Below are 22,898 nucleotides of genomic sequence, written 5' to 3'. Positions count from 1 at the left end.
TTTGAGGGTATGGATGACAGAAGAATGATTTCAATCTACTGTCTTTCATTTGTTCTTGTTCATGAAGTTACTTCATTAATGGTACAATAACTAAAGAATAGAAATTTAAGCGGAGTGGTCATTTGGACTTCCTGCTGGACAAGCCTAATGGAAAGATAACCGTAAACTTAAATGTCCTTTTCCATAAGAGATGTTTCGATTTGCCACAGACGTATTAGAAATTCTGCAAGGAAAACCCATTTTTAATGAAGTTTTCTTTTCGTTATGTGAAAATAGAGACAAAGAATGAAGAGAAAGGTGAAAAAAAATGAATCATCATATCGGAATTGTTGAAGATGATCCTAATATACGTAATATTGTTGCGGCCTATTTAAAAAAAGAAGGTTTTACAGTTACATTGTTGGAATCAGCTGAAGCTGCCTGGGAGCTTTGGAAAACAGAGCCTCCGGGTATGTGGATATTAGACATTATGCTTCCAGGAATGGACGGCTATGAGTTTTGTAAAAAAATTCGCATGGAAAGTGAAGTTCCCATCATTATTATTTCCGCGAAGGACGAAGAAATTGATAAAATCCTTGGTTTGGAACTTGGAGGGGATGATTATTTAACAAAACCTTTTAGCCCAAGGGAACTGGTCGCTAGAGTGAAACGATTATTTAAACGGTCGAATATTAGATTGGCTCATACAGAAGAAAACGATGCAAGAGTCACAGTTGACGAATTAACCATAGATAAAGAAGAACGGCGTATTTTCTTTCGGGATGAAGAATACGAGGTAACCACAAAGGAATTTGATATGCTACTTATTTTAGTAGAGAATGTGAACCGAGCTTTTTCGAGAGAAGAGCTGTTAATCAAGATTTGGGGCGATAATTACTTTGGAAGTGATCGTGCCGTAGATGACCTTGTAAAACGTATTCGGAAAAAGCTTCCTGATTTACCGTTAGAAACGGTATGGGGCTATGGATATCGTTTAAGAGATGAAGGAGAAACTTCATGAAGTTGCAATCGCAATTAAATGTAGCTTTTACAACTTTGCTTTTCGTTATTATGGCAATTACGGGGTATGTGATCTATTCTTTACTCTTAGATTTACTCATTCAAGATGAGCAGCGGCAGTTAAAGCAAAAAGGCGACTTAATTGTGGATGTGCTAAATGATCAATACGATAGCACGAGTGTAGAGAACTTAAATAGTTTGTTGGAAGATCAAGGTTTGCAAATGTTTATTTATGATAGGAATCAAGATGTGGCCGTTTCTCCTTCGCTTCCTGATAGTGTAGTTGCAGGTTTTTTTAAGAAAAACGACTTTTCTGATACTAATAAAGCATTATGGGAATATAAAGGTTCTAAGTTTGTCACGTCGCGCATTATTTTTAGACCTGAGAGTACAGGGGTTGAACTGATTCTTTTGACTCCTTTAAGTGATTTAGAACTCGTTCAACAAAGTTTTTTCTTTCGTTTGCTCATTGTGTTTTTCATTGGCGGTGCTATTGCAATTATTCTGAGCTATTTTTTCACACGCAAATTAGTCACGCCGCTTTCACAATTAAAAAAGCAATTGAAAAAAATTGAAAAACGGCAATTCCATTCCATTAAACGAATTAAAGCAACAGGCGAAATTAAAGAAGTCGAACAGAGTGTTTATGATATGGCCCAAGAGCTGGAAAGATATATTAATTCACAACAAACATTCTTTCAAAATGCGAGTCATGAGTTAAAAACACCTCTGATGACAATTCAAGGGTATGCGGAAGGAATTCGAGATCATATTTTTGATGCAGAAGAGGAAGAAAAAGGTCTTGAGATGATGGTAACAGAAGTTAACCGTCTAAAAAAAATTATAAACGAGATGATATTATTAGCTAAATTAGATAGTGAACCAGACGTTTTTACTCCAGAACGATTCCAGTTAAAACAAATAATGGAACAAGTGGTTGATAGGGCACTTCCAATCGTTAATGAGCAAGGTATTGAATTGAAGCATACCGTTACAGGGTCTCCAGAAATCACAGCGGATGCGGAGAAAATGTTACGAGCATTGTTGAATTTGACATTCAATGCCATTCGTCATGCCAATCAACAAGTTCAGATCGAGATGAAGAAGGAAAATAAAAAAGTGCTTATTCGTATAGAAGATGACGGAGAAGGTGTGCCTGAAGATTTAATTCCTCATATTTTTCACCGTTTTGTGAAAGGAAAAGGTGGAGAAACGGGGCTTGGACTTGCTATTGCTAGAGCCATCATTGAACAATCCAATGGAAAAATATCGGTTGGCCGTTCAGAGTTAGGTGGAGCTAAATTTGAAATTGTATTTGGAACAAAGTAGACGTTTTTGCTTTATAGTGGATATAATTTAGCAAGTTTCATAAGAGAGCATTTTTAGTAGCTTTGCTGGATGGATAGAGCGTAAAAACCGCTTGTATATTGGAAGTATTACTGTAACACGGAATGATCACATACACCTAGGAAGTTAAAAATTTTAGGTGTATGTGTCCTTTAACTTTCAATTAAGAACAATGCACTAACAAAATAGTTCTGTCTTTTCAGTTTGAAATATTTGCGCTGTATGCGCATCAATCATTCGGATAACGCCAGCTAATTTTGGAAAAGTGGGTGCATACACTAATTTATAATCGCTTTCTCCATCTTGAAACCAACGTAACTCCATTTGTACATCGTCGGCGTATATTTGTTTGACCGTTTGCTTAGAAAGTGTCGGTGTCGTATGGACATGCTCATATCGTTGTTTACATAACGGTTGATGATCAAAGCTACAAATCCGACCTGAATATTTCCCAACATCTATAGAAATGATATCGTGTAAAATACGGATGCTGTTATATTGCCAGCGGAAATCAAAGCAATAAACATCCTCTATTTCCCCCTCACCATCAATTCTAATCAATTGCTTGTGCGCTTCAGGATAAAGGTAGAATAATAACTGATACGCTATTTCTTCGGCTTGGTCTACGCCAATAGGTTTACTTATGTCTTTTGGAGGCAGTTCTTCACTCGTTATTTGTAGCAATCGATCTTGCTTATCAAAGCATAATTTCATAAGACAAGAATCTATTTCCTCGATATCAAAATCTGTTTTATTCTGAATGACATTTGGTAGGGTAGACCAAACCTCTATTCGTTTGTTCTTTGCTTGTTTTTTCTTCATTAGCTTATAACCCTTTAAACCAATGATATCGTGTAAATTCGTTTTAACTTTTTCTGGTTTATGAAAAGGAATTTGTTTTATAGCATCTTTTTGCACATAGATTTCTCCCCCGTCAGCTGGTATGTAGAATGCACGTTCAATTATGCTGTAAACGAGTCGAAATTTGCCATTATTGTTTATATAATATGTATCCATTGGAGCAATTAGTAATTCTGGTTCCAAATGGTGCAAGTATTGTTTCTTTGCTGCTTCAGCAGAGATCATGACATCAGGATAATGTATGTTCGTATTCTTATCATGAAAAGAAATAATCGTACTGATTTTACCGCTTTTCGTTAAAAATAATGTAACTCCTGTTTCAGGGAGAAATAAATGCAATTGTTCATCCTGATAGGCGAAGTGAACCGTGTATGCATTTCCTAATTTTAAAAAAGAAGCTAGTTTGCAATTTTTATACATCTCAGGGTAAAATGTTTTTACAAAATGACTTGCTTTTTCGATTAATTCATCACGTTTTAATGTGTAATTTGATGGTTTTAAAATTTCATCTTCTACAGAAAAGTAAAGCAGCTTTCCTTGATTATCCACGGTGAATACTGCTACGTTTTTGTTCGTAGTGTTTGAGAAAATATCATATTGCACGCCTGAAATAATTTCATCAGGTTGGTATGCTTTTCTCATGTTCATGTTTGTCGCTGGAATATACGATATCAAAGATTGGAATAGTTGATTTAAGGTCATGTACAAGCTCTCCTCTACGGTTACAGTTTGATCCCAGATATAAGGTGCTGTCCGTTTTCTTACTTTAAAAATGGGACGTTGTGAGCGCTGAATAAGTCAAAGTGGGATTTAACAGCATTTAAATCTTCAGTTTAATTAAAAGCCTTTACGTCAATCAATAATCCGTATGATATAAAAATCCCACTAATTGAAGTTTCATTTTATGTATACAATTAAACAATATTTTCCATATATAATCAATGATATAGGCAACTCGGCTTGTAACAACCATTGAAAAAACATGTTTTAGTAAGTCTAGCTGCGAAATGCTATGGTGCGCTGCACAATAGATGAAACGAGCCGTCTGCTTCGCATAAGCAAACGGCTCGTTTCATGGGCGCATTATTAAATCTTAGATACGGATTTGTTAAGTCTTTTTTCTACTATAGGAAAGAATACATTTTTATGGATTCTAGTATAAGCAAAACTACGGCTATCGCCAAGTTTTTCTGTTCGAATTCATTTCTTCTGTGGCTACTAAAAATACCCCCATGAGAAAAATAAATACAGCTCCCATAACGGTTCCAATACCAATTCCAGTAATGTAACTGTAATCGCTTACAAAGAAACCATAAAGAAAAATGGCGATACCGGTCAACAATATACTTGCTCCGACATATTTTGTTGCTTTTAACAGCTTTTCGTTTTTCATGTACCGTAACTCCTTTTAAAACGTAGTTAGACTGTATTAAAATGTAACAATGATTACGAGTCAATATCCAAATTTAAAGTATTTTCTTTATTATCAATCATGTTCACGAATTTGTCAAATTTAAATTTGAATTTGGGATACATATAGTTGACAATAAAAGGACTCATTCATACACTATAAACAAACAGTCAAACAACTATTTGATTATTAGGGGGATAAATTATGGGCGCTTCTAAAGAAAAACCAATCGACGTTTGCGAGACGTTTTGTTATGACGAGGATACGGTAAGCCGAATTCGTCCTAAAATAGATAAGATGGATGGGGTTGAACAAATATTTAAAGCGTTGGCTGATGCGACAAGATTAAAAATTGCTTATGCGCTTACACTAGAAAGAGAGTTATGTGTATGTGATATAGCTACGATTATTGGTGCAACGAAGGCAACTGCATCGCATCATTTACGTTTGTTAAAGAATATGGGGCTGGCGAAACATCGAAAAGAAGGAAAACTTGTTTTTTATTCTTTAGAGGATGAGCATGTGCATCAGCTCGTAACAATAGCTACAGTTCATGCAAAAGAAGGTGTCGATCGTGGAAGAGAATAAAAACGTTTATCGTCTGCAAGGGTTATCATGCACAAATTGTGCAGCAAAGTTTGAAAAAAATATTCGTGCCATTGAAACCGTTGACGACGTGCAACTAAATTTTGGTGCATCGAAAGTTATAGTGCAAGGCGAAGCTTCTGTGCAACAGTTGGAAGCGGCTGGAGCTTTTGATGATATTAAAGTCTTTCCAGAAAGAGAGCGATTAACGGAAGATAAGCAATCGTTTTGGAAAAAGAAAAGTAATTTGACGACGTTATTTTCCTTTTTATTCACTGCACTTGGATATGTGTTTTTCTTTCAAGTGGGCGAAAGTAATCTTGCAACAGTAAGTACATTTGCAGCTGCTATTCTAATCGGGGGTTGGAAGCTATTTCGTACTGGCTTTAAAAACTTAGCTAGATTTGAATTTGACATGAAAACGTTAATGACGATTGCAGTTATAGGTGCTGCTATTATTGGAGAATGGGCAGAAGGTGCTGTCGTTGTCTTTCTATTTGCTGTAAGTGAAGCGCTAGAAGGATATTCCATGGAGAAGGCTCGGCAATCCATTCGTTTATTAATGAATATTGCCCCAAATCGTGCAACAATTCGTAGGGGCGATGAGCTAATTGAAATGGATGTCAAGGATGTACAAGTGAATGATGTCATGGTGATTAAACCAGGTGAGAAAATTGCCATGGATGGCGAAGTTCTTAAAGGAGAATCGTCTATTAATCAAGCAACCATAACTGGTGAATCTATCCCTGTGTTTAAACAGGCTGGTGATGAAGTATTTGCTGGTACTTTGAATGAAGAGGGTTCCTTGGAAGTGCGTGTTACCAAATATGCGCAAGATACCACAATTGCTAAAATTATTCATTTAGTAGAGGAAGCACAGGCGGAAAAAGCGCCTTCTCAACAATTTGTCGATCGTTTTGCGAAATATTATACTCCAGCCATTATCGTTATTGCTATGTTGGTGGCTACGATTCCACCATTGTTGTTTAGTGCAACGTGGTCTGATTGGATCTATAACGGGCTAGCGGTATTAGTCGTAGGATGTCCGTGTGCGTTGGTTATTTCTACTCCTGTAGCTATTGTAACAGCAATTGGCAATGCTGCTCGACATGGTGTGTTAATTAAAGGTGGCATTCATTTAGAAGAAACAGGAAAAATAGATGTAGTTGCTTTTGATAAAACAGGCACGATAACCGAGGGAAAGCCTGTTGTTACAGAAGTTATTTCATTTGGAGATATGTCAGAATCAGACGTGTTAGCGCATGCAGCAGCGATTGAAACTTACTCACAGCATCCACTTGCTTCATCTATATTACGAAAAGCTAAAGCAGATAATGTAAATAACTTACATGCAGAAAATTTTCAGTCTTTTACGGGGAAGGGCGCCCAAGCAACAGTGAATGGCTCTATGTACAGAATTGGAAGTCCTTCCTTATTTCAAGGGAAAGCACATCTTCCTAAAGAATTGCAAATGCAAATTCGCACATTACAAACGCAAGGTAAAACGGTGATGCTATTTGGAACCGATCATCGTATCGAAGGCCTAATTGCTGTGGCCGACCAAGTTCGTAAAGGAAGTCTGTCTATCATTGAAAAGCTGCACCAACTAGGTAAACGAACGGTGATGCTTACAGGAGATAACCAAGCAACTGGCTCTGCGATTGGGCGCGAAGTAGGCATAATGGAGACAAAGTCGGAGCTTATGCCGCAAGATAAATTAATAGCAATTAAAGAATTGAAGCAGCAATACGGCAAGGTTGCGATGATTGGAGATGGGATCAATGATGCCCCCGCTTTAGCAGCAGCAGATGTCGGTGTTGCTATGGGAGGTGCTGGTACGGATACCGCTATGGAAACAGCTGATATTGCGTTAATGGCTGATGATTTAAGCAAAGTTCCATATACAATGGAGCTAAGTCAACAAACGTTAACGATCATCAAACAAAATATAGGCTTTGCGCTACTTTTAAAAGTAATTGCCCTTTTATTAGTTATTCCAGGATGGCTCACCTTATGGCTAGCTATACTCGCTGACATGGGAGCTACGTTATTAGTTGTATTCAATTCCTTGCGCTTAATGCGTGCCAAAAAGCAACCATAAAGAGATTGAACTCTTTATGGTTGCTTTATGTTAATGAGATGGATAGGAAATCGCTTGCGTTTGTAAAAAAGTTGCTGAAGTTCACAATTAAATATTGACAATCCGATACAATCGGAGTAAATTATAGCTTATTAAAAGATTTACTCATAATTAACTATGAACCTTTGCTGAATCTTGTTTTGAACGGGGGAACCACAGGAATTTGGTCGTAGAAATGATTTATTGCGGCCTTGGGGTGAATTCTCATAATAGAGAAAGGGGTGCTCTCCATCCCGAACCCGACAGCTAACCTCGTAAGCGTATGTAATATTAGGAGAGAGGTCCTAGGGAAATCGCGACCTTTGAGACCATGTGTTTTTGCTGGTCTTTTTTTATTTCAAATAATCGGTGTTGTAACACTCCCTTTAACAAAGATTTTGCAGGATGCATGGAAAATAACAGCGCCTTAGGGGACACTATAGGAGTGTATTGCGATTTTGCCATAAACATTTGGTGAGATCTAAGTTTTTCTAAGCAATGTGCGTAGGTATCTGTTCACTTATAGAAAGAGGTGGGGATGATGAAAAAAATTATCTCATTACATCCAATACGTGGAATTATTATTCATTGTAATCCGCCACAAATTTTAGCATTGACGTTTTTATTTTTTATTGTCGTAGGCGCATGCTTGCTAAAAATGCCTGTAGCTACGTATACGTCTATAACTTGGTTAGATGCTTGGTTTACGGCTACTTCTGCCATAACTGTCACAGGTTTAGTTGTTGTTGATACTGGCTCAACTTATACCTTGTTCGGAGAAATTGTCATTATGTTTTTAATGCAAATTGGCGGACTAGGTCTCATGACTTTCTCTGTACTTATTTTAATGATGATGCGTAAAAAGATTGGGTTACGACAAAGGTTGTTAACACAGGAGTCCTTAAATTTAAATCAAACCTCGCTAGGTGGACTCCTTCGTCTTGTGAAATTATTATTTATTTTTTCGATTACGATAGAAGCAATTGCTTTTATATTCCTTGCTGTAAAATGGGTGCCCACGTACGGTTGGGCTGACGGGTTAAATTATAGTTTGTTTCATAGCATATCTGCTTTTAATAATGCAGGGTTTTCGCTTTGGTCTGACAGCCTCTCGCAATATGTAGGTGATCCGTTAGTAAATATTGTTATTACAGGATTATTTATTACAGGTGGTCTAGGATTTACGGTTTTGGTAGATATTTGGGATAAAAAAGGATTTCATCGATTGTCTTTGCATTCTAAATTAATGCTCGTTGGTACGTTAGTTATTAATGTTACTGCTCTATGCATATTATTTGTTTTAGAATATAGTAACCCAGAAACGATTGGTAACTTTTCATTCGTTGATAAACTATGGGGGTCGTATTTTCAAGCGGTAACACCAAGGACGGCTGGTTTTAATTCTTTGGATATTGCTGCAATGAACGAATCTTCTATACTTGTTACGATGCTACTGATGTTCATTGGGGCAGGAAGTGGGTCTACTGGTAGCGGAATTAAAGTGACAACATTTGTTGTTATGTTGCTAGCAACGATGTCGTTTTTACGTGGAAAAAATGAAACAACAGCGTTTAAGCGAACAATAAAATCTCACGTTATTGTTCGTGCCCTTTCGATCATGATGATTAGTATTAGTTGTATATTTATAGCTATTTTCATGTTGACAGTCACTGAAAATGCGCCATTTCTAACGATTGCATTTGAAGTGATTTCTGCTTTTGGTACTGTAGGGCTATCCATGGGACTGACGGGCGAGCTTACTACTCTTGGGAAAGAGGTCATTATGATTATGATGTTTATTGGACGAATAGGACCACTTACCATGGCGTTTGTGTTTGCTAAAAAAAGGGAGTCGTCAATTCGGTATCCAGAAGAAGATGTGTTTACTGGTTAAAGAGAGGAGTATCCTCTCTTTTTCGAAGAATGAGGAAGTATAAAATTGGTTGCTTTTGTTGGATGCCGATTTAGCGGAATAGCGACGTACGGCTCTAGCACCCAGCAACTAGGCGACTTCACGAAATCGCTCTACGATAAGTTATCATCGGTTCGTGCCTTACCGTGGTTCATTTATGTCAGTTGATTCGTTCCAGTCGCTACGTTGCTAAACGGGCGCCCCGAGCCTTTGTTCCTATAGGGAAGGTGTAATAAAAGTGAAACGACGGCTTTCACCGTAGAGTAAAGATTTCACGATAAGCCAAGTGTTTGTCTCCATTTTTCGTGGTTATAATAAAAAGTTCAAGCCATTGCTTATGGAAGCGTGGTTTCTAACATAGGTAAAACAATAAACTTTATCTTAGTACCTTGCAATATTCAGTACTAAAGTATATTATATATATAGGTACTATTTAATGTATAATAGTGAGTGATAAAGTGTACTATGCCGAATATTATATACCTTCGTCACACCTGTGCAAGTTAATGAATAAAGATTTAGTTCGTTACATTGTTTTAAGCCGACTAAAAACGGATTTGCCGTAGGGCATCGGCATACTCCTGTTGCAAGAGCATGATTCCTAAACTTTTGTTGATTCGCACCACTCGCTACGTTGCTAAACGAGCGCCCTGAGCCTTTGTTCATGGTTTTAGTGCAGAAGGTAGAAAGTTAAATATAAGAAATGAGGTGCTTAAACTACATGAATGTTCAATTTAAAAAAGGTGCTCTGGAACTGTGTGTGCTTGCTTTATTAGATAAGCAAGATCATTACGGCTATGAGCTAGCAAATAAAATATCGAAAAGAATCGCTATTTCGGAAGGGTCTGTTTATCCATTATTAAGAAGGCTTGCAAAAGAGGAATATTTTACAACCTATCTACAAGAATCAAAGGAAGGGCCATCTCGGAAGTATTATTGTCTGACGGATAAAGGAAGAGACTATTTGCATCAATTGATTCATGAGTGGGTGCAGTTTACTAGTGGCGTAAATAAGTTGTTGCAGGAGAGTGATCATAATGAATAAAGATGTATTTATGAAAAAGTTAGCTGCAGGTATTAAAAAACTTCCTAAAGAGGAGCAAAAGGAAATTCTTCAAGATTTTGCAGAGCATTTTTCCGTTGGTGTGGCAGAAGGTAAAACAGAAGGGGAAGTTGCCGCTGCTTTAGGGGCTCCGAATCAGGTTGCTAAAGAGCTTGTAGCAACCTACCATTTGGAAAAAGTAAATCATAGTTCTAATGCGGGGGATGTATTTCGTGCGGTTTGGGCTGTTATTGGTTTAGGTTTCTTCAATTTAGTCATTGTATTAGGGCCATTTATTGCTTTAGTTTCATTGATTGCTTCTGGGTGGGTAATCGGCGGATCGTTTATATTATCTCCGTTAGCTGTTTTAGTAAATGTCGTTTTATACCCAGAGACGTTGCTTTTATTTGATGTATTTGTCTCTATTGCCTTAACAGGTATTGGCATTCTTATTATTATCGGCATGTACTATGTTACCCGTTATATGTTTAAGGCTTTTATGAAGTATTTACACTTTAATGTTAAAATGGTCAAAGGTGGTCTGAACAATGAGTAAATTGAAAAAACTTATTTTAGTTGCTATTATATTCATTATTATAGGGGGTGTTGGATGTTTGTTTACATTTAAATCATTAGTTAGAGAAAAAGTCGATATTACGGAAGAATTTTCTGCTGATGAAATAACAAATTTGGAACTTGATATGATTAATGAAGAAATAACTATTATCCCTACTGATGGTTCAAACATCGTTTTAGAACTGAAAGGGAAAAGTAACGAGCCAGATAAAAAATTTCTGGACATTGACAAAAAGGAAAATACGTTAAAAGTACGTAAAAAGTCGGAAAAATTCAAGTTTCGTTTTTTTAACCAAGGTGATTCACTGACACTTACGGTACATTTACCACAAAAAGCGTATGAAACGATCCAAGCTGATACGAAAAATGGAACAATTCACGGGAAAAAGTTCACTGTAAAAAGCTTACAAGCCTCAGGAGCAAATGGAGAAATTGTGCTGGATAAAGTCATAACAGACACGACAGAAGCTTCCACGCAAAATGGCGGCATTGAACTGAATGATGTAGCTGGAAGCCTGCATGGAGAAACAAGTAATGGATCAATTACTTTGACTGCTAAAACCTTGGATCAATCGATGGAAATGAATACCGAAAATGGAAGTATTGAGATAAATGTAGAGGAAGAACCGACGAATGTGACGTATGACTTGCGCACGGGTAATGGTGGTATCGAAGTGTTTGGTACGGATAATTGGAATGCTGTTGTTGGAGATGGAGAGCATGTTATTAAAGCGAGGACAGCTAATGGAAGTATTACCATAGCAAAATAATATCTAGTGCGTAATACTAATCTGACTTCGAAGGTTTATTTCTTAAGTTTTACAAACGAATGCAAAAGGATTCCGTTGCATATTCGCACAGAATCCTTATTTTTAGGCTTTATAATGGTCTAGTAAATTTCAAAATTTAGCATATGTGGATAAACTTACTAAGTTGTTTAACCATGTCCGGCGCAAGCGCCCAGCAACTAGGCGACTTCACTCCCTGCGCTAAGTCATCATCGGTTCGTACTAAATAGGAAGGCCGACTAAAGACGGGCTTGCCGGATGGCGCCGGCATACTCCTGTTGCAGGAGCATGATTCCTAAAACTTTCATTGATTCGCTCCACTCGCTACGTTGCTGAACGGGCGCCCCTAGCCTTTGTTCCTATAATCCTTGAAGCTAATCTTTTCTAAAAGTAGCTATTTGCTTACTGTTCTACAGAAGATAGTTCATCTTCTGTAACCCATTTGTGATTAGTAACCTCTTCATCGGTTGTTGTTGACGTATAATCAACCATATAAACGGTTGTTTGTTCTGCTGAATCAATCGTAGCCGTAGCGCCGTCCATACCTTTCATATGGGAGGCTTGAATTGTTGCCTCATCCCCTGGCTTCAAAGGCTCTTTACCCACATCTTTTAATTCTTCATGAATCACCCATTTGTGGTTTTTTACTTTTTCACCACCGTCTGTCGGGGTGTACGTAACGGAATATACCGTGGTGTCGTATGCACCTTTAATGGTTGCCTCCGCACCTTTCATTCCTTCCATATGACTCGCTTCAATAATCGCTTTACTATCAACAGGGAATTTAGGGTTTTCTGCTTCTTTTAACCCGTCAGGAACCTCCCCTGAGCTAGAATGCATCATATCCTTATCTTCTGCATCATTGGAGTTGTTTTCTTGATTTTTTTCCTCTTGTTGTTGATTGGTATCTGTGTTTTCTTTATCTTGTTCGTTTTCTTGATCCGTTCCGCAAGCAGCGAAAACAGTTGCGAATAGAGTTACCATTAGACTGAACATCCATTTTTTCATGTTCATGTGTTATAACCTCCTATATAGAAAAATACTTTCGTAGTAGTGAAAAAACTTTAACTAATAGCTAAATGTTAATGTATATTTATGAAATATTATCCCTGTTCTTATAAAAGAATATACATCATCTGTGCTTAAAATTGTTGTTTTTTTCCTATAACTCGTTCTTTAGGCTTTCCACTGTAAGAACCCCCACTTCAAAATTTGGGTGGTTTAAACAAATTTAAATGGAAGATTCCAGCGCTTACATTCCGTTTTCTTAAGGCTTTAGTAAAATGCTTGGTTATCAAACGGTGGATGGAGAACCTTCCGCTAAAATTGAAGTCATATATTAGGCTGCACGGCAAACTTCCGCACATTTAAAACAGGCTTCTGCACATTTTTGACAATGGTCGTGTTCGTGCTTTTTGCATTCTTCGCCGCAAGCTTCGCAAATAGTTGCGCATAAAGCAGTCAATTCAGACACGAATGGCGTCCCTTTCGTAAGTGCTTGTTCGACATAGCTGCAAATATCTGCGCATTCACGATCTAGACGAACGCAATTCGCCATCATGTTTAAGTTGTCCTCTCGTAAGCAAGCATCATAGCAATGATTGCAAGCAGCCATGCATTCATGTAAAGCTTGAATTAATTCCTCGTGTTGTTGGTGTGCCATATCTATCTTCCTCCTTTTAGTTCGTATGTTTCCCATGCAATGCGTTTTTAAACATGTTAATAGCAATGTTTTGTCAATGACTTAAAAAGGGGATTGTTTTATCCCGAATATAAGGTGCTGTAAGACTCGTAAATTGAAGATACGAGCTTGAGCAAGTGTAAGTAGAAAATAACGGCACCTAAATCCTTTTTTCGTAAGAACTTTTTACGTTATCCCTTTGGATGCTCTAATAGTGGAATGAAAGAAGCTTCACTTTAAAAAATTTTTGTTTGACAGTTACCATAGGGGGGTATAGTATTGTGGTATGAAAATTTAGTTTGTAACTTATATTAAAAAGAAAATGAAGTAGGAGGGGTATAATGAAACAAAATGAGGATCATAAGCACAAACATTACGGTCATCATCATCAGAACGACCACTCTCATCATGATCACCAGACTCATGCGCATCATGATAACACTGCGCACCAAGGTCATGGGGAGGGGCATCAGCATCATGGGCATCACGGCGGTCATGACCATGGAGATATGGTAAATGACTTTAAAAAACGGTTTTTTATTTCACTTATCCTTACGATACCTATTTTAGCTTTGTCCCCAATGATTCAAGAATTTATTGGCGTTGATTGGCAATTTCCATTCGATCAATATATTTTATTTGCGTTATCGACCTTTGTTTTTTTCTATGGTGGCTGGCCGTTTATTACTGGAGCCATTCGTGAATTAAATGACAGAAACCCTGGGATGATGACCTTAATTGGTTTAGCAATTCTCGTTGCTTATGGGTATAGTTCTCTTACAGTGTTCGGTTGGGAAGGAAAAGATTTCTTCTGGGAACTAGCGACACTAATTGATATTATGCTACTTGGGCATTGGATAGAGATGCGTTCGGTAATGGGGGCATCTAATGCGTTAGAGCAGTTGGTAAAACTCATGCCGAATGAAGCGCACAAATTAGATGAGCAAGGAAATGTACAAGATGTACCATTATCTGAGTTAAAAAGTAAAGATTATGTGCTCGTAAAACCGGGAGAAAAAGTTCCAGTTGATGGCATTATTAGGGATGGGAAATCTGCGGTAGATGAATCGTTATTAACTGGTGAATCTGTCCCCGTAGAAAAAGGGGCAGACGACGAAGTAATCGGTGGTTCAGTGAACAAGGAAGGTTCTCTTACCATTCAAGTAGAAAAAACCGGCGAAGAATCATTCTTGTCGCAAGTAGTCACGATGGTAAAAGAGGCACAAGAGTCGAAATCCAAAACACAAGATTTAACGAACCGTGCGGCAAAATGGTTGTTTTATATTGCCTTACTTTCTGGTTTTGTAACACTCATTATTTGGTTATTACTTGGGTATTCATTTGATGTGGCTATGGAACGGATGGTTACGGTTATGGTGATTACTTGTCCGCATGCATTGGGCTTAGCGGCGCCATTAGTCGTTGCTGTGTCGACATCCATTTCAGCAAAAAAAGGTTTGCTTATTCGTAACCGAGCTAATTTTGAAGGAGCGAGAAATTTAAATGCCATCGTTTTTGATAAAACAGGAACGTTAACAAAAGGTGAATTTGGTGTAACGGATATTGTGCCGGTAGAGGGACAAAGGGAAGTAGATGTACTTGCATATGCCGCAAGTGTAGAACAAAATTCTGAACATCCTATTGCAACAGGTATCGTTCAATCGGCGAAAGAGAAAGAAATACGTGTGGACAAAGTAACGGATTTCGAATCGATTACTGGTAAAGGGATTCAAGGGAAAGTGAATGGAAAGATAGTACATGTAGTAAGTCCGAAATATGTTCATAATAAGCAGCTCGAATATGATAAAGAACTATTTAACGAGATGTCGGAGCAAGGAAAGACGGTTGTGTTTGTTCTTGTAGATGAACAATTAATTGGGATGATTGCTTTAGCTGATATGGTGCGTGAAACAGCAAAAGAAGCAATATCTACGCTCAAAGAGCAAGACATTCTTTCCATTATGCTAACAGGAGATAATAAAAAAGTGGCGAATTGGGTTGCAGATCAGCTTGGTATAGATGAAGTATATGCTGAAGTGTTACCTGATGATAAAGCGAGCCAAGTAAAAGAAATTCAGCAGCAAGGATGGAAGGTTGCTATGACAGGAGATGGCGTTAATGATGCACCGGCATTAGCAACTGCTGATTTAGGAATAGCGATTGGCGCAGGTACGGATGTCGCCATGGAAACGGCAGATGTTGTACTAGTGAAAAGTAATCCAAAAGATGTTGTTTCTCTAATGGATTTATCGAGAAAAACATATCGCAAAATGCTGCAAAACTTATGGTGGGCAACGGGATATAATATATTTGCCATTCCTTTAGCTGCAGGAGTACTTGCTCCAATAGGTATTGTACTTAGTCCGGCAGTTGGTGCTGTACTGATGAGTTTAAGCACGGTCATTGTTGCGATTAATGCGAAATTGTTAAAAGCGTAAACGGATGTGTCATATACGATAAACCAAAAAATCTATACTTTTTTAGCATGTTAAAAAGCCGAACTACCCTACTCCCTGTAAGGTGGGTAGTATCGGCTTTTAGAATTACTGCATACATGTTATGAGATTAAACTGTGCAAAATCAATGTGTATTTATTTTGATGCTCCGCTTCTTGTCGTCTTCAGTTTTGGGTACATGAATATAAAGAATTCCATTTTTATAGTCGGCATGAATTGCATTACTGTCTACATTGTTTGGAAGAGAAAATGAACGTTGAAATGCTCCGTAGCTATGTTCGATAAAGTGCATTTTTGTATCATTGTCGTCTTCTGTCTTTAATTCTTCTTTTTTCTCGCCTTTAATGGTTACTGTATTATGGTCTACCTCAATGTCAATATGAGCTGGATCCATTCCGGGAATTTGTGCTTCTATGACATATTCATGCTTCTTTTCCTTCATATTACATGCAATCGGACTGCTGAAAAATCTGTTCCATGGAGAATGATTGAGAAGCGAAGTGTCGTTAAAAAAAGATTGAAACACATTATCTAATTCGTTTTTAACATGTTTAATAGGGTGTTGTGAATGATTTGTATGCATTGTTTTTTAAACCTCCTCCTGTTGTATTCTAGTTTAGTGTATGTATTTTATGAGAAATTATAAATAAACTTCTGCGCAACAGGAAATAACTGAATGTAGGGATTACAAAATATAACGTATTACATAGTTTTAAAATCCAAGGGGAGGTCTAGCGGTAAATAATGGAAGTTATTAAAATAAACCTATTGAAGCAAAGACAGAAAGATGCTATGCTAAATAGGTTGAAGTATTGTATTTCGATTTTTATACATTTATCCTAATTTACATTATATCATGTTTGAAAAAGAGGGTCAAGGAAAATGGGAAGGGGTTGCGGAAATGGAAGAAATGCATAAAGATTTGCTCCAAGAACAACAACGTGTAGATCGTATTCGAGGAGAAATTAATCAGAAAGAAAACAAATTATTGGAGAAAACTGCACAATTAAAAGAAAATGTCATCGAGTTAAGAAAGACATTTTGGGACGATGTAACTGTCAATTTGGATGAGCCGGATGATGTGATTGAAACAGAGGCAAGTATAAAACAACAAGCAGAACTGTTAGCACAAAAAGAAACCGTTCATGGCAGTTTGGCTAAAGAATTAACAACATTAAATAAGTTAAAAGATAATCCATATTTTGGACGCATTGATTTTAAAGAAGATGGAGAAGAAAAAGAAAAAATTTACATTGGCATTGCTTCTCTTATGAATAAAGAAGAGGAGGACTTCCTCATTTATGATTGGCGAGCGCCTATATCAAGCCTTTATTACGACTATGCATTAGGTGAAGCAAGTTATCAAACCTTAGCGGGCGAAATCTCTGGAGAAATTTCTTTGAAGCGGCAATTTATTATTCGCCAAGGAAAGATGAAGGCGATGTTTGACACGGGGCTTACTATTGGCGACCAATTGTTACAAGAGGCGTTAGGTAATAATGCAAGTACAACGATGCGTAATATTGTCGCCACCATTCAAAAAGAGCAAAATAAGATTATTCGTAATGAAAAGAGTAAATTATTGTTGGTGCAAGGTGTTGCTGGTAGTGGCAAAACTTCCGCAGCATTACAACGAATAGCTTATTTGATGTATCGTTACCGTAAACAGTTAAACCCAGAAAATGTGATGTTGTTTTCCCCTAATCCTTTGTTTACAAGTTATATTAATAATGTATTACCTGAGCTTGGGGAAGAGAACGTGAGACAAACTACCTTTTATCACTTTGTGCAAAAAAAAGTAGGAGATGATTTCTCTGTTGAATCTCCTTTTGATCAAATGGAGTACATGTTAACAAATAAACATACAATGACGGATCAAATACGTATGCGGGGAATTGAATATAAATCTTCTTTAGCATTTAAACAAATGGTGGATGCCTATTTGGCAACTTTACATGACAAGGGGATTTGTTTTCGCCCTGTTTTATTTCGCGGAGAAGTCCTCATTTCTAAAGAGGCGATCGCTGATTACTTTTATACTATGGAATCATCCATTTCTTTACCAAACCGAATGGAGCTAGTAGTGGATTGGCTGTTGAAGGAATTAATTAGCATTCAACAGGAGGAGGTTTCGAAGGATTGGGTAGGAGAAAAGATAGAGCTGTTGGATAAAGAAGCCTATGCTAAAGCGTATTATAAAGCGCAACAACAAGGTGCGGACAGTGTGGTAGATGAAGAGGCTATTTTAAGAAAGGCCGTCGTTCATCAAATGTTTGCTAGTATGAAAGCGGAAGTGCAGGACTTTGCGTTTGTAGATGTCGCAAAAACATTTGAACAGTTATTTAAACATTATCCAGAGCAAGCTGAGCTCCCTAAGTCATGGAAGGATATAGCTGCGCAAACAGTGAAACATATTCAAGCTAGCCGTCTGCAATGGGAAGATGTAACGCCATATGTGTATTTTAAAGGGCAGTTATTAGGAGATATGAAGGATCGATCCGTACGTTATTTAGTCATAGATGAAGCGCAAGATTTTTCAGTTTTTCAATTCGCGTATATCTCGGAATTATTTCCACATACGAGAATGACATTATTAGGCGATATAAATCAAGCTATTTATGCCCCAATATCGAAACAAAATCCGTTGCTTCTAAAAGATGGAGAAGAGGTAGAGCGCATTACATTAACAAAAAGCTACCGCCCTACAAAGCAACTCGTCCAATTCACGAAGCATTTTGCCCCGGGTGAACATGAAATTGAACCGTTTGAACGGGAAGGAAACAAGCCTAAGCTTATCTATGTAAACGAAGAGACGCAACGTAAAGAAGTGTTAAAGCATCAGATAAAGGATCTAATGAATGAAGGCTATGAAACGATAGCTCTAGTTACGAAATCTTTACAGGAGAGTAAACATATCTATGATGCGTTAACAGGGGAGGTTCTATGTACCTTATTGGATGAAGAAACGTATACATTATCAAAAGGAGTTTTGATCATCCCTGTATATTTAGCAAAGGGGATTGAATTTGATGCCGTTATTATTCCAGATGCAACGAATAGTAACTATACAAAGGCAGATCAAACTTTGTTTTACACGGCTTGTACGCGAGCAATGCATGAGTTAGTCATGATTGTTAATAAGGAACCAAATATGTTTATCCAAAAAGCACCTGTAAGCACATATGAGACGGAAGAATAACATAAAAACCGAGTGCGTGAATCTAAATGAAACTTGGCTGCTTGTACAATGGCTGAGCAGCCAAGTGTTTTTTTATTACTCATTTGCTGTTTTCTAGTGTTTATCTTTTAATCTGTATGGACGATGTAACGAAAAAATATGTACGGTAGCTTTCGTGTAGTAGATCATTCTTCCGGTAAATAGAATAATAGTTGTTGAATGATAAATAGCAATCGTTTTACAAATTGCTTTTCCACCGACTGTAAGGGCTGCAATGATACTTGTTAAAATAACAGAAATCAGTATGAAAGGGATGGATCCTTCTGAAGTACGGATCAATTTAGCGAGTTGAAATACAACAGCTGTAGAAGCTGCACCACTAACAATACCTGCGATGTCCCCAACTACATCATTAAATAAACTGGAAAATAATGGTGCTTTTTTAGCGATGAAAGCTGCTTCTTTTGCCCCTGTTATTTTCTTAGCTGCCATAGCATGAAAGTGTTTCTCGTTTGACGTAGCTGCAGCAAGTCCAACCGTATCTCCGGTAATACCGATTAGTATAAAGACAAATACAATAAACAAACTTAAAAGTAACCCCGCACCTTCCTGAAATAATGTAGATATACATGCAAACACAAAAGCCATTCCAAATGTTAATAAACTAATTCTACTGCTCCATTGTAAGGATTTCCGCATGAGTTTGAACAATTTCTTATCCTCCATTCCTAGGTTTTATCGTATAGAGATAAGTTACTGGAAAACGCTCCTGTTCGTTGTGAATTCGCTCCTGCTCGCGTGTAAATCGCTCCCGTTTGTCGTAACTTCGCTCCTGCTCGCGTGTAAATCGCTCCTTTTCGTCGTAACCTCGCTCATCCTGCGCAGAACTCGCTCCCGTTCGTCGTAAATTCGCTCATCCTGCGCAGAACTCGCTCCCGTTCGTCGTAAATTCGCTCATCCCCGCGCAGAACTCGCTCATGTTCGTCGTAAATTCGCTCATCCCCGCGCAGAAATCGCTCTGTTCGTCGTAACTTCGCTCATCCCCGCGCAGAACTCGCTCATGTTCGTCGTAACCTCGCTCATCCCCGCGCAGAAATCGCTCATTCGTCGTAAATTCGCTCCTACTTGCGTGTAAATCGCTCCCGTTCGTCGTAACCTCGCTCCTGCTTGCGTGTAAATCCGCTCCCGTTCGTCGTAAATTCGCTCATCCCCGCGCAGAAATCGCTCATGTTCGTCGTAAATTCGCTCTTGCTTGCGTGTAAATCGCTCATGTTCGTCGTAACCTCGCTCCTACTCGCTTGTAAATCGCTCCCGTTTGTCGTAAATCCGCTCATCCCCGCGCAGAACTCGCTCCCGTTCGTTGTAACCTCGCTCCTACTCACACGGAACCCGCTCATGTTCGTCGTAAATTCGCTCATCTATAGTATAAAAAAGTGTACGTTAAGAAGGGGCGCTCTCCCGGCTACCACCCCGGGAGAGCATGTTGAATTACCTGTACTACCATCTTTATTCCTTTAGGTAAAAAAAATAACCAAAGGAATAAAATTTACCTAAAACTAATAAAGTTGCATATATGAAACATATAATATTTCTTGGAGAAAATCAACCATTTTAATTGAAAATTTAAAAATAAATTCACTTCCTCCAACAATTTATAGGGAATACCATATAAGCAAAACTCGCTTCAGGCATAGAAATTTTACTGTAATTCTTTATCCAACTTGACAGCAATGAGGCTTTCGTATAGGTTTATAGTAATGATGAAACAAACGACTACATTCATTGACGAGAATGAGTAAGCGTAATGATGGTTCTCCAGAGAGTTGGCATTCTTGCTGTAAGCCAATGTTCCACTTATGTTGAAGATCCTCTCCGAGAAGAAAAGCTGATGCTGTAAGTAAGCTTTTCCGGAATCCTCACCGTTATCATAGAGGCGCGTATGAAATGTACGTTGATGAGTGCCGGAGAATATGGTTTACATCGATAACTCTGGAACCAGGGTGGTAACGCGGGTTTAAGCTCGTCCCTAATGATAATTAGGGGCGGGCTTTTTTGGTGCGCCCTGCATGGGCGAAAACTTGGTGGTGAAAGTCCACTACAGGCATGGCAGTAGGAACTGTTAGCGAAAGACAAGGTGGCTATCGCGAGGTAGTGGCTGAAGGAAGTCGGACGCAAACTCCTGAACTGACGAACAGAAACTAGATAGAAGGCTGAATTAGGTCGGATAAGGTTGCCTAACAAACTGAAGTCCAATACTGCCCGAAACCTATACAGTAAATCTAGCAGTTACATGGGAGGAAAGTTTTCGCTCTTACCGGGGGAGGTCTTGTGAGGGTGCAGTGGGAGTTGAATGATAACAAACCAGCACAACCAAGACGATGACGTCTTGGTGAATCACAAGAAGTCAGCAGAGGTCATAGTAATGTTACTTGACGAAACATGAAGGACCGAACAATAGTCGTTTTGAAAGCTCTAGGAGGTGTGTAAGGTGCGACAACTGCAGAAAACAGGAGAATCTGGCTATCGGCAGAGAGATAGTGTGGAACATGAAGGGTATGTCGAAGCGCATAGTGGCTTACATGGTGAAAAGAACAATCAAAATGGTGTATCCAATCTGTTTGAAAGAATCCTGTCAAGGAACAATCTCAATCAAGCTTACCTTCAAGTCGTCAGAAATAAGGGGGCAGCCGGTGTAGACGGTATGACGTGCGACCAACTACTTCCATACTTGAAGGAACATAAAGAGGAACTATTACTCCAGTTATATCAAGAAAAATACAAACCGCAACCCGTCCTGCGGGTTGAAATCCCGAAACCAGACGGTGGAAAGAGAAAACTGGGGATTCCGACAGTCATCGACCGGATGCTTCAACAAGCGATTAACCAAGTGCTCCAACCAATATTTGAACCAAAGTTCTCCGATAATAGTTTTGGGTTTCGTCCAAAACGTAGTGCACATCAAGCCATCATACGGGCAAAGTCATACTACGAACAAGGGTACAAATATGTGGTGGATTTGGATATGAAATCCTACTTCGATACGGTAAATCATGACAAACTGATGTATTTCGTGGAAAAACAGATAGATGATAAGCGCGTGCTTCGCTTGGTAAGACAGTATTTATTGAGTGGAATTATGATAAACGGTATCTTTGAGAAATCGGAAGAAGGAACGCCGCAAGGTGGAAACTTATCGCCGTTACTCAGTAATATTTATCTGAATGAATTAGACCAACGATTAGAAAAGCGTGGTCACAGATTCGTCCGCTATGCGGACGACTGTAATATCTATGTGAAAAGCAGGAGAGCAGGATATCGGGTAATGGATAATATAACGAACTTTCTTGAGAAGGATCTGAGTTTAACTGTTAACCGAGAAAAGAGTGCGGTTGGAAGTCCTTTGAAACGTAAGTTTCTTGGCTTCTGCTTATTAGCTACGAAGAAGGGTGTCAAAATTCGTCCGCATAATAAAGCGAAAGTGACCGTCAAAAAGGAAACTCAAGCGGATCACCAAACGCAATCGTGGACGACATCTCGAAGTGATTCTTAAAGAAATCCAACAACTTATGACAGGTTGGATAAACTACTATGGCATAGGGGAAATGAAAGGATTTATAAAGAATCTCAATGGATGGTTGAAGCGAAGAATTAGACAATATCTCTGGAAGCAGTGGAAAAACCCACGCACAAAAAGGAAAAATCTAATTCGCTTAGGTATCGATAAACATAAAGCTTATGAATGGTCGAATACAAGAAAGGGCTACTGGGTTATATCCAGTAGTTATGTACTCCATCGTTCATTAACAGATAAAGAACTGGCATCGAGAGGATATAAAGACATCGCTCTACAATACCAGTTCGTACACTCAAACTATTGAACCGCCGTATACCGAACGGTACGTACGGTGGTGTGAGAGGGGCGTAAAGTTACTTAACTTTTCCC

At 38.4% G+C, this 22,898-nt stretch carries 18 protein-coding genes, 1 riboswitch and 1 other annotated feature; of the genes, 12 read left to right on the top strand and 6 right to left on the bottom strand.

What is annotated here, in order from left to right; genetic code table 11:
* Window positions 1–307: 307 nt before the first annotated feature.
* Together B2C77_RS18115 and B2C77_RS18110 are read left to right on the top strand one after the other, a co-directional pair.
* Window positions 308–1,000, top strand: coding sequence for a response regulator transcription factor (locus tag B2C77_RS18115; protein WP_073009600.1), 693 nt, complete (start codon window positions 308–310; stop codon window positions 998–1,000).
* Complete coding sequence (locus B2C77_RS18110; protein WP_077706314.1) at window positions 997–2,328, top strand: sensor histidine kinase; 1,332 nt, start codon at window positions 997–999, stop codon at window positions 2,326–2,328. Before B2C77_RS18115 ends, B2C77_RS18110 begins: the two co-directional genes overlap by 4 nt.
* Window positions 2,329–2,523: 195 nt before the next feature.
* Here the strand turns inward: B2C77_RS18110 and B2C77_RS18105 are convergent, their stop codons facing one another.
* Complete coding sequence (locus tag B2C77_RS18105; RefSeq protein ID WP_077706313.1) at window positions 2,524–3,909, bottom strand: YcdB/YcdC domain-containing protein; 1,386 nt, start codon at window positions 3,907–3,909, stop codon at window positions 2,524–2,526.
* A 472-nt stretch (window positions 3,910–4,381) separates the two neighbouring features.
* On the bottom strand, window positions 4,382–4,600 hold the full coding sequence (locus tag B2C77_RS18100; RefSeq protein ID WP_073009609.1) for a hypothetical protein: 219 nt from the start codon (window positions 4,598–4,600) through the stop codon (window positions 4,382–4,384).
* Window positions 4,601–4,822: 222 nt separating this feature from the next.
* On the opposite strand from B2C77_RS18100, the gene B2C77_RS18095 reads away from it, so the two are divergent.
* The 6 genes from B2C77_RS18095 (at window position 4,823) to B2C77_RS18070 (ending at window position 11,622) form a co-directional block, all read left to right on the top strand.
* Window positions 4,823–5,206, top strand: coding sequence for an ArsR/SmtB family transcription factor (locus tag B2C77_RS18095; RefSeq protein ID WP_073009612.1), 384 nt, complete (start codon window positions 4,823–4,825; stop codon window positions 5,204–5,206).
* The gene (locus B2C77_RS18090; RefSeq protein ID WP_303046189.1) at window positions 5,193–7,304 is read left to right on the top strand and encodes a heavy metal translocating P-type ATPase; all 2,112 of its coding nucleotides are present in this window, start codon (window positions 5,193–5,195) and stop codon (window positions 7,302–7,304) included. Before B2C77_RS18095 ends, B2C77_RS18090 begins: the two co-directional genes overlap by 14 nt.
* A gap of 155 nt (window positions 7,305–7,459) precedes the next feature.
* Window positions 7,460–7,619: riboswitch (cyclic di-AMP (ydaO/yuaA leader) on the top strand.
* Window positions 7,620–7,863: 244 nt separating this feature from the next.
* Window positions 7,864–9,216 (top strand): TrkH family potassium uptake protein, encoded by a 1,353-nt coding sequence (locus B2C77_RS18085; protein WP_077706311.1) that lies wholly within the window; start codon window positions 7,864–7,866, stop codon window positions 9,214–9,216.
* A 739-nt stretch (window positions 9,217–9,955) separates the two neighbouring features.
* Window positions 9,956–10,279 carry a PadR family transcriptional regulator gene (locus B2C77_RS18080; protein WP_077706310.1) on the top strand — a complete coding sequence of 108 codons (324 nt, stop codon included), beginning with the start codon at window positions 9,956–9,958 and terminating at the stop codon, window positions 10,277–10,279.
* On the top strand, window positions 10,272–10,832 hold the full coding sequence (locus B2C77_RS18075) for an HAAS signaling domain-containing protein (RefSeq protein WP_077706309.1): 561 nt from the start codon (window positions 10,272–10,274) through the stop codon (window positions 10,830–10,832). The genes B2C77_RS18080 and B2C77_RS18075 overlap by 8 nt, the downstream gene beginning before the upstream one ends.
* Window positions 10,825–11,622, top strand: coding sequence for a DUF4097 family beta strand repeat-containing protein (locus tag B2C77_RS18070; RefSeq protein ID WP_077706308.1), 798 nt, complete (start codon window positions 10,825–10,827; stop codon window positions 11,620–11,622). Before B2C77_RS18075 ends, B2C77_RS18070 begins: the two co-directional genes overlap by 8 nt.
* A gap of 420 nt (window positions 11,623–12,042) precedes the next feature.
* On the opposite strand, the gene B2C77_RS18065 is transcribed toward B2C77_RS18070, so the two are convergent.
* Both B2C77_RS18065 and B2C77_RS18060 read right to left on the bottom strand, forming a co-directional pair.
* A complete protein-coding gene (locus tag B2C77_RS18065) occupies window positions 12,043–12,654 on the bottom strand; it encodes a DUF1541 domain-containing protein (protein WP_438272966.1) in 612 nt (203 codons plus the stop codon).
* Between the two features lie 325 nt (window positions 12,655–12,979).
* Window positions 12,980–13,303, bottom strand: coding sequence for a four-helix bundle copper-binding protein (locus tag B2C77_RS18060; RefSeq protein WP_077706307.1), 324 nt, complete (start codon window positions 13,301–13,303; stop codon window positions 12,980–12,982).
* 359 nt (window positions 13,304–13,662) lie between these two features.
* Between B2C77_RS18060 and B2C77_RS18055 the strand changes: the two genes are divergently transcribed.
* Complete coding sequence (locus tag B2C77_RS18055) at window positions 13,663–15,759, top strand: heavy metal translocating P-type ATPase (RefSeq protein ID WP_077706306.1); 2,097 nt, start codon at window positions 13,663–13,665, stop codon at window positions 15,757–15,759.
* Window positions 15,760–15,901: 142 nt separating this feature from the next.
* Here the strand turns inward: B2C77_RS18055 and B2C77_RS18050 are convergent, their stop codons facing one another.
* Entirely contained in the window at window positions 15,902–16,360 is a 459-nt protein-coding gene (locus tag B2C77_RS18050) for an Hsp20/alpha crystallin family protein (RefSeq protein WP_073009660.1), read from the bottom strand.
* A gap of 318 nt (window positions 16,361–16,678) precedes the next feature.
* Between B2C77_RS18050 and helD the strand changes: the two genes are divergently transcribed.
* Window positions 16,679–18,976, top strand: coding sequence for an RNA polymerase recycling motor HelD (gene helD / locus B2C77_RS18045; protein WP_176087367.1), 2,298 nt, complete (start codon window positions 16,679–16,681; stop codon window positions 18,974–18,976).
* Between the two features lie 93 nt (window positions 18,977–19,069).
* Here helD and B2C77_RS18040 read toward each other — a convergent pair whose 3' ends face one another.
* Window positions 19,070–19,666 carry a hypothetical protein gene (locus B2C77_RS18040; protein WP_077706305.1) on the bottom strand — a complete coding sequence of 199 codons (597 nt, stop codon included), beginning with the start codon at window positions 19,664–19,666 and terminating at the stop codon, window positions 19,070–19,072.
* 1,062 nt (window positions 19,667–20,728) lie between these two features.
* Window positions 20,729–20,986: a binding site (T-box leader), on the top strand.
* A 457-nt stretch (window positions 20,987–21,443) separates the two neighbouring features.
* On the opposite strand from B2C77_RS18040, the gene ltrA reads away from it, so the two are divergent.
* Entirely contained in the window at window positions 21,444–22,505 is a 1,062-nt protein-coding gene (gene ltrA, locus B2C77_RS18035) for a group II intron reverse transcriptase/maturase (RefSeq protein WP_367946651.1), read from the top strand.
* Window positions 22,495–22,833 (top strand): group II intron maturase-specific domain-containing protein, encoded by a 339-nt coding sequence (locus B2C77_RS22565; RefSeq protein WP_367946650.1) that lies wholly within the window; start codon window positions 22,495–22,497, stop codon window positions 22,831–22,833. Before ltrA ends, B2C77_RS22565 begins: the two co-directional genes overlap by 11 nt.
* Window positions 22,834–22,898: the final 65 nt, after the last annotated feature.

Origin of the sequence: Virgibacillus dokdonensis, assembly GCF_900166595.1 — a bacterium.
Classification (GTDB): Bacteria; Bacillota; Bacilli; order Bacillales; family Amphibacillaceae; genus Virgibacillus; species Virgibacillus dokdonensis.
This window is presented reverse-complemented; position numbering and strand designations above follow the sequence as displayed.